Consider the following 6,596-nt stretch of genomic DNA (forward strand, 5'->3'; position numbering starts at 1 on the left):
TCTATATCTATATCTATATCTGTACCGTCACGAGACGTCACGATGACATCACGCTTTTCGTCACTGGGAAATTCTAAAGCTTGCTGCTTTTTCCGTTCACGATATTTCCTATTGCGTTCAGCGTTTTGAAGCTTTATTTTCTCCATGCCATCAACATTCTGATGCTTTTCCCAATTGTTTACGAAGAGAATTCCATCTCCGAAAACATCAATCATTCCGAACTTTCGTAACGTTTCAATTGCCAATCGAATAGTGTTGATTGGTTTGCTAAAAAGCGTTGCAAGCATTTCCTCGTTATACGGCATGTTTTCACTAATGAAAATTTGTCCATCAGAATTTGTTTTACCAGCCAAAGTTAAAAGTCGAATCCAGATAATGATGATTGCGTCCGCTTCTGGCATTGCTTGAATGAGCCTAATCTTTTCATCATCGAACATATTGACGGTTAGCTTAATCCATTTAATTTCTGCCATTACAAACACCTACTCTAATAAAAATTCAATTTCGAAAGTATTGTTAAGCTGCTTTGTCGCTCGGCAGTAATCACATTTTTCACAGCGATTCAGTGCAACTTCTCCTTGTTTGGCCTGAACGATTCCGGACAAATTTGTTTGTGCATATTCTTTTTCAAACTCGAAGCGCGATTCATCAAAGTGCAACACCGCTTTATCTGGTGGATCTTGCTTAGTTACGGCCACAATATACGGTCTGTAATTCTCACCTGTGTTTTGGTAAATTATTTCGCGATACACATACATTTGAAGGACATAATCATAGGCTTCTACGAAAGATACATATTTACTGTACTTATCGCTCCAATATCTTTTGCTAAGTTCTTGAGTTGTTTTTAAATCGCTGAAAATCTTAAGTCGATGGTTGATATTATCCACTTTGATTTTCCAAAGAACACCGAACAATTCACCTGTGTAAATGACCTCTTTTTCACCTTCGAGAGCAAACATTGCAAACTTATCGTTTTTAAGTGCTTGAATCATTTTGTCGGCTTGAGCGAAATCAGCGTATTTATTACCTCTTGTATTAACAATCACTTTTCGGTTATCTTCAACGAACTTGCTGAACACTTCATCGCTTTCGAATGCTGCATGAACGTATGAGCCGACCGTTAGAGCGTTGGAGTGAGGGCGAGAATACTCGCCCTTCAACTCAGCTAAAGTTTTTGCTTGGCATTCCATAAAGCTTTTAAACTGAGAAACTGACATATATTCTAAATTTGCTTCTTGAGAGTAGTAATTATTCGGATTGAGTAAGATTTTCGGCAACGTTTTTCACGCCCTTTTCAAATTCAGCAGCTAATTCACTTTTTTGGTTTTTTGCATCTTCTTTCTCGAACCAATCTTCAACAGTTGCCATGCCATCTTTTAACGAGTTGAAGATCTTCCCAAGCTCGATTAAGTCAATTTCAGTAAAGGAATTAATGTTATAACCAAATTTCTTTTCAACCATTTCCTGCGTAACTTTGTATTTTTCTTTAAACATGTTTAGTGCTTGTACAACACGATCTTTTAACGGCCCTGTATTTTGGCCAGACAATGTTAGTTCGCATTCTTTTACGGCCATCTCCACAACATCTCCTGGGATGACTCCTAAGATGCAAGCTCTTAATCTACGAGCGCCATCGTTTGCTACTTTTTCATAAATGTCGCGTGGATCGCTTAATTGTTTTAAACCCTTTTTAGTGCCGATTGCATGCTTAACTGTAAATACTTTTTCTTGACGTACATTCGTTTCTAAGTCCCAACAATATGCTTTTGCAACAGACTCACCGTTTCGCTGCTCCAATTCAACAATTCCATATGAAAGGTTGCCCCAATTTTGCGCCAACACTTCAGCCATTCTTATTGAAGGGCCAGTCACCTTTGTTCCACCTCTTGGATAAGAGTACATTGCAGTTGCAGCCAAAGACGGACGTTTACAAGCATCCATAATCCGTTTTTCCGCTTCGAAATAATTTCTAGGGAATTGCTTGGCCATGAAAATTTGACCTTTTACTTCTTCCATTTCGCGTGACGAACTTGCTTGAGCCAATGCCCCTTGTGGTTGTTGGAAAGTTGGTTGGTTGTTGTTGAATTGAGTCGTTAAGTCGTTCATTAAAATGCCCCTCTTTTCTTATCGATTTTGGATGTTTCCTTGCGTTGTAACGTCTCGTTTCGAGCGACTGACACATTTGTTACATTTGGTATATAAGATTGTTCCTTGGCCCACGATGTTACTTTGAACGGTGTACAGTTCTTCCAAGGATGATTTGCCTTCGGTTTTTGAGGAGTAGAATTTGCCATGCATAAACCTCCTAACTTTGTGATATACTGCTAGTGTTAATTATTTTTCAGTGCACTCACTTTGGTTGCCGCCTTGGTGAGTGTTTTTTATTGTTGAGAGAGATCAATAACCCAACCCTCTTCAATCCCTTCTTCACCGATACATTCAGTGGAATGATACAAGTAACCATTTGCTTCAAAACCTTCTCCTTTGTAAAGCACTTCATCGCAATGTCTGTAGTGGCATTTGCCGATTGGCTTAGTGATTGGATGATCAGTTATTTTTGCGGAAAGGATAGGGTTTTCGCAATCCATTTCAAGTCCTCCTCTTCATCATCTATGGAAGGCTCCTCACTATTGAGTTCGTTCACTAATTCAATTGAAGCAGCTACACCTTCGATATATGTTTTATGATTTCTGTATTCTTCAACCAGTAATTGCAAACTTCTCACTTCAAACGAAGATGGTAAGCCTTCGATGTTAATTACAGTTTCTGCAATCCGATTCTTCAATTCTTGTAAATACCGCTCTGAATCTTCTAAATGAGCGTTTAGCGTGTCAATAATTTCTTTTCGCTTTAATGGGTTTTCAACAGCTGTTGTAAAGTCAGCTTTATCCTCCTCATTCATAAAACCGAAAACTTCTTGGTCATAAATGTGTTGCTGTTCCCCGTTTTTACCTTCTACAATAACCGCCACGATATTTTGCTTGCGACCTAATCTGTTCAATGTTGGTTTCATTTGATTTCCTCCTATTGGATTAATGCGATTGCACGAACAATTGCATCCTTTTTATTTGGATTTTGTTCTGATTGAGCCATCCGCTGCAGATTTAATAAAACCGCCAATTTTTCTTCGCGACGAGCACCAGATTCATATTTTTGAAGAATCACTTTATCGCCATCCATGTAAATTTCAAGTGGCGTTCCTTCTTCAATCCCTAATACTCCACGTAATTCCTTTGGTAAAACTACACGACCTAACGGATCTACTTTTCTTACAATGCCTGTTGATTTCATTGTGCTTCCTCCAATATTTGCTTGTGATTTTTTAAAAAACTGTATACCTCGTGATATTTCAATTCATACATGCGTTGAATCTCCCTATCACTAAACCCTAATTCTTTGATTTGTTTGTAAATACTGAACGTTAATTCGTTGCCGAATCGCTTACGAACACGCTGCAACTTTCCTTCGTTATACTCCATGCTCGGCGTTTTGGATTTTGACGGTGTGGTTATCGCCTTTTCGACATCCCATCCAAGTTTTCCAACGCGAGTGTAAAGTGTGCTTTGCGCAACACCATTTGCTTTGGCACGATCAATCTGTTCTTTTGTGAATTTAGCCAACTATTTCACCGCCCCTCGAATCGCATTTGATACAAGCACTAAACGTTGTTCCAGCGTTAGATTGAAATACTTTTTGAATCGCTTCATTTGTTCACTCCTCTCAACCTTCCACAAGATTCATAGACTTGTCCTAAAAACAAACACTAATTACCAATCCGAAAATCAAGAAGCCTGCAACTACATAAGCCAGAATGTCGGATGTTGAATGGTTTTCCATTTACTCACCTCTTTTCCTTTCATCTTCCTTTTCTTTTTGAGCCTTCGTTATTCTTGGTGCTGATGTTTTCATAAAGTAAGCGTGCATTTTTTTCTGCGTTTCAATTGATGGCATAGTTTTCATTTACTCACCTATCTCCTATTCATTTCAGTTTCCAAAAGGTCAACATTTATATCGTATTTGTTGCCATTTTGGAAACATTAAGGGTAAAAAAAATGTTTATGTGGTCAATTGGAATTTCTAATTTATTTGAAATAACAACAAAGTCATCTACAGTAACCGGTAATTTACCGTTCTCTTTTTTGGAATAAGTGCCTTTTGTAACACCTAGAACATTGGCCATATCTTGAACCGTAAATCCTTTTGCTACTCTCTCAGCTTTTAAACGATTGTAATTAAATCTCATTATTCTCACCTCCTTCCTGCATAACCAAATATTATCAATTTGTTTCCAAAGTGTCAACATAAACTATTAAAAAAATTTAAAGATATATTTTTCGCGTATATTGTTTCCTATTAGGAAACATGATAATATTGAAATCAAGGAGGTGATATAAGTGAGAGATTCCTTAGAAATAGCGAAATTTATTGAAAAGGAACTTTATAGGAAGAATATGAAACCTATAGAGTTAGCTAACAAAGTCGGATTAGATCGAAGTACAATTTCGCGGTATTTAAAGGGGACTAGAAAAATTCCCATGGACGAAATTCCTAAAATAGCTTCCGCTTTAGATTTATCACCCGCAGAATTGTTGATTGATGGTGATTTAACAAACAAATATGCAACAAACATACAACAAGTTGCTAGAGTGCAAAGGATACCAATCCTAGGAACAATAGCTTGTGGAGAGCCAATATTAGTATCCGAAAATATGGAAGGTTATAATTATGAAATTGCTGACGGTTTACCTAGTGGTGATTTAATAACCTTAATTGCAAAAGGCGATTCTATGGAACCTACTATCCAAAGCGGAAGCAAAGTGATTGTGCGAGCTCAATCAGATGTAGAAAACGGAGAAATTGCTGCTGTTAGGGTAAATGAAGAAACAGAAGCTACTTTGAAACGAGTAAAGAAACAAGGAAATATCGTTATACTAATGCCTGATAACCCTAAATATGAACCTATAATTGTCACCGAAAACAATCCGGCAACTATTATAGGTAAAGCGGTACGAGTAACACGTGATTTAATTTAATAGATTAGCGCTAATCAATTAAACAAGTAGAGTAGGCTCATTTGTCTGCTCTTAACTTACACTAGAGGTGATAATAATGACTGTAGGAATATACATCCGTGTTTCAACAGAAGAACAAGTACAAGAGGGGTACTCGATTTCTGCTCAACGCGAAAGATTAAAAGCATTTTGCATAGCGCAGAATTGGAATGAACATAAATTTTATGTAGATGAAGGTATTTCCGGACGTTCTACTAATCGACCGCAATTTAAGAAGTTAATGAAGGATGTTGAAGCTGGTCACATAAAAGTGCTCCTAGTTTATCGATTAGACCGGTTAACTCGATCTGTAAGGGATTTGCACAAAATTCTAGACCATTTAGAAAAGTATGATTGTGTATTTCGTTCTGCTACTGAAATTTATGACACATCCACAGCTATGGGTAGAATGTTCATAACCATAGTAGCTGCCATTGCCGAATGGGAAAGCGCCAATCTAGGAGAACGTGTTCGCATGGGACAAATCGAAAAGGCCCATCAAAAAGAATGGGCTGCATTGGCACCTTATGGTTTTTATAAAGATGATAAGCACAAATTACATCAGCACAAAGAAGAGATTGAAGCCGTTAAACTGATGGTTCAGAAGGTACGTGAAGGCTTTTCCTTCCGTCAGTTAAGCATTTATATGGATTCGACTAAATACAAGCCTAGAAGGGGCTACAAATGGCATATACGAACGTTGATGGATTTAATGCATAACCCTGCCCTTTACGGTGCTATGCGTTGGCGTGATGAAATCGTGGAAGACACTCACAAGGGGATTATGAGCAAGGAGGAATTTGAACAGTTCCAGAAAATAATCGAATCAAGACAAAACTACAAAAAGCGCAATGTAAATAGTGTATTTATCTATCAAATGAAAATTGTATGCCCCGATTGCAGGAATAGGTGTAGTTCGGAACGTTCAGTTTGGAAAAGAAAAAAAGATGATCAACAAGTCGAGAAGAATGCCTATCGTTGTCAAGTTTGTGCGCTAAATAAGAATTACTCGACACCAGCTTTCAGAATTCGAGAAGCAGACATAGATGAAGCATTAATTATTTATATGAATGATTTACTTTTAGAACCTTCAAGTACAAGGATCATGAAGGACACTAATCCTGGTGACGAATTAATTGCTGAAATGAAACGTATTGAAAATCAACGAGAGAAGTATCAACGTGCTTGGGCATCTGATTTAATTACAGATGATGAATTTAAAAATAGAATGAACGAATCTCGAATACGTTACGTAGAATTAAAAGCGGAATTAGAGAAACTTAAAGGTGTTCGTTACGATGAAAAGGATATAGAAAAAGATAAAGAAAACGCAAAATTATTTAAAGATAATTTCACCGCTCTTACACCGGAAGAAAAGCGATCCTTCGTTCAAACATTTATCGAAGGTATTGAGATTGAAATCGTTGAACGTACTAAAGCTAAAGGGTTTAGGAACCAGAAAATAAAAGTAGCGGATGTCCATTTTTATTAGGATAACTCCGCTTTTTTATTTTGTATTTATGTGAATTATACAACAACGAA

Annotated in this window: 12 protein-coding genes; 2 read left to right on the plus strand and 10 right to left on the minus strand. The window is 37.3% G+C overall.

Annotation, left to right across the window (positions count from 1 at the left end; genetic code table 11):
* The 10 genes from D1B33_RS18045 to D1B33_RS18085 form a co-directional block, all read right to left on the minus strand.
* Nucleotides 1-473 (minus strand): phage replisome organizer N-terminal domain-containing protein (locus D1B33_RS18045; RefSeq protein WP_199677456.1); only part of this gene is annotated, 473 nt, incomplete at its 3' end.
* Between the two features lie 9 nt (nucleotides 474-482).
* Nucleotides 483-1,280: a PD-(D/E)XK nuclease-like domain-containing protein gene (locus tag D1B33_RS18050; protein ID WP_233549527.1), complete on the minus strand. Its 798-nt coding sequence runs from the start codon at nucleotides 1,278-1,280 to the stop codon at nucleotides 483-485.
* Nucleotides 1,252-2,109 (minus strand): hypothetical protein, encoded by an 858-nt coding sequence (locus D1B33_RS18055; RefSeq protein ID WP_233549528.1) that lies wholly within the window; start codon nucleotides 2,107-2,109, stop codon nucleotides 1,252-1,254. The genes D1B33_RS18050 and D1B33_RS18055 overlap by 29 nt, the downstream gene beginning before the upstream one ends.
* Nucleotides 2,109-2,297 carry a hypothetical protein gene (locus D1B33_RS18060; protein WP_118877804.1) on the minus strand — a complete coding sequence of 63 codons (189 nt, stop codon included), beginning with the start codon at nucleotides 2,295-2,297 and terminating at the stop codon, nucleotides 2,109-2,111. Before D1B33_RS18060 ends, D1B33_RS18055 begins: the two co-directional genes overlap by 1 nt.
* Nucleotides 2,298-2,384: 87 nt before the next feature.
* Nucleotides 2,385-2,591 (minus strand): hypothetical protein, encoded by a 207-nt coding sequence (locus tag D1B33_RS18065; protein ID WP_118877805.1) that lies wholly within the window; start codon nucleotides 2,589-2,591, stop codon nucleotides 2,385-2,387.
* Complete coding sequence (locus tag D1B33_RS18070; protein WP_118877806.1) at nucleotides 2,555-3,016, minus strand: hypothetical protein; 462 nt, start codon at nucleotides 3,014-3,016, stop codon at nucleotides 2,555-2,557. The genes D1B33_RS18065 and D1B33_RS18070 overlap by 37 nt, the downstream gene beginning before the upstream one ends.
* Nucleotides 3,017-3,027: 11 nt before the next feature.
* Nucleotides 3,028-3,294, minus strand: coding sequence for an AbrB/MazE/SpoVT family DNA-binding domain-containing protein (locus tag D1B33_RS18835; protein WP_118877807.1), 267 nt, complete (start codon nucleotides 3,292-3,294; stop codon nucleotides 3,028-3,030).
* The gene (locus tag D1B33_RS18080) at nucleotides 3,291-3,623 is read right to left on the minus strand and encodes a hypothetical protein (RefSeq protein ID WP_118877808.1); all 333 of its coding nucleotides are present in this window, start codon (nucleotides 3,621-3,623) and stop codon (nucleotides 3,291-3,293) included. The genes D1B33_RS18835 and D1B33_RS18080 overlap by 4 nt, the downstream gene beginning before the upstream one ends.
* 217 nt (nucleotides 3,624-3,840) lie before the next feature.
* Complete coding sequence (locus tag D1B33_RS18800; RefSeq protein ID WP_267897060.1) at nucleotides 3,841-3,963, minus strand: hypothetical protein; 123 nt, start codon at nucleotides 3,961-3,963, stop codon at nucleotides 3,841-3,843.
* Between the two features lie 46 nt (nucleotides 3,964-4,009).
* Nucleotides 4,010-4,246, minus strand: a complete 237-nt coding sequence (locus tag D1B33_RS18085; RefSeq protein WP_118877809.1) for a helix-turn-helix domain-containing protein — start codon at nucleotides 4,244-4,246, stop codon at nucleotides 4,010-4,012.
* A gap of 151 nt (nucleotides 4,247-4,397) precedes the next feature.
* Here D1B33_RS18085 and D1B33_RS18090 point away from each other — a divergent pair, with 151 nt between their 5' ends.
* Together D1B33_RS18090 and D1B33_RS18095 are read left to right on the plus strand one after the other, a co-directional pair.
* Nucleotides 4,398-5,036: a LexA family protein gene (locus D1B33_RS18090; RefSeq protein WP_118877810.1), complete on the plus strand. Its 639-nt coding sequence runs from the start codon at nucleotides 4,398-4,400 to the stop codon at nucleotides 5,034-5,036.
* Between the two features lie 76 nt (nucleotides 5,037-5,112).
* Nucleotides 5,113-6,546: a recombinase family protein gene (locus tag D1B33_RS18095; RefSeq protein WP_118877811.1), complete on the plus strand. Its 1,434-nt coding sequence runs from the start codon at nucleotides 5,113-5,115 to the stop codon at nucleotides 6,544-6,546.
* Nucleotides 6,547-6,596 lie beyond the last annotated feature (50 nt).

The organism is Ureibacillus yapensis (assembly GCF_003515775.1).
Lineage (GTDB): Bacteria > Bacillota > Bacilli > Bacillales_A > Planococcaceae > Ureibacillus > Ureibacillus yapensis.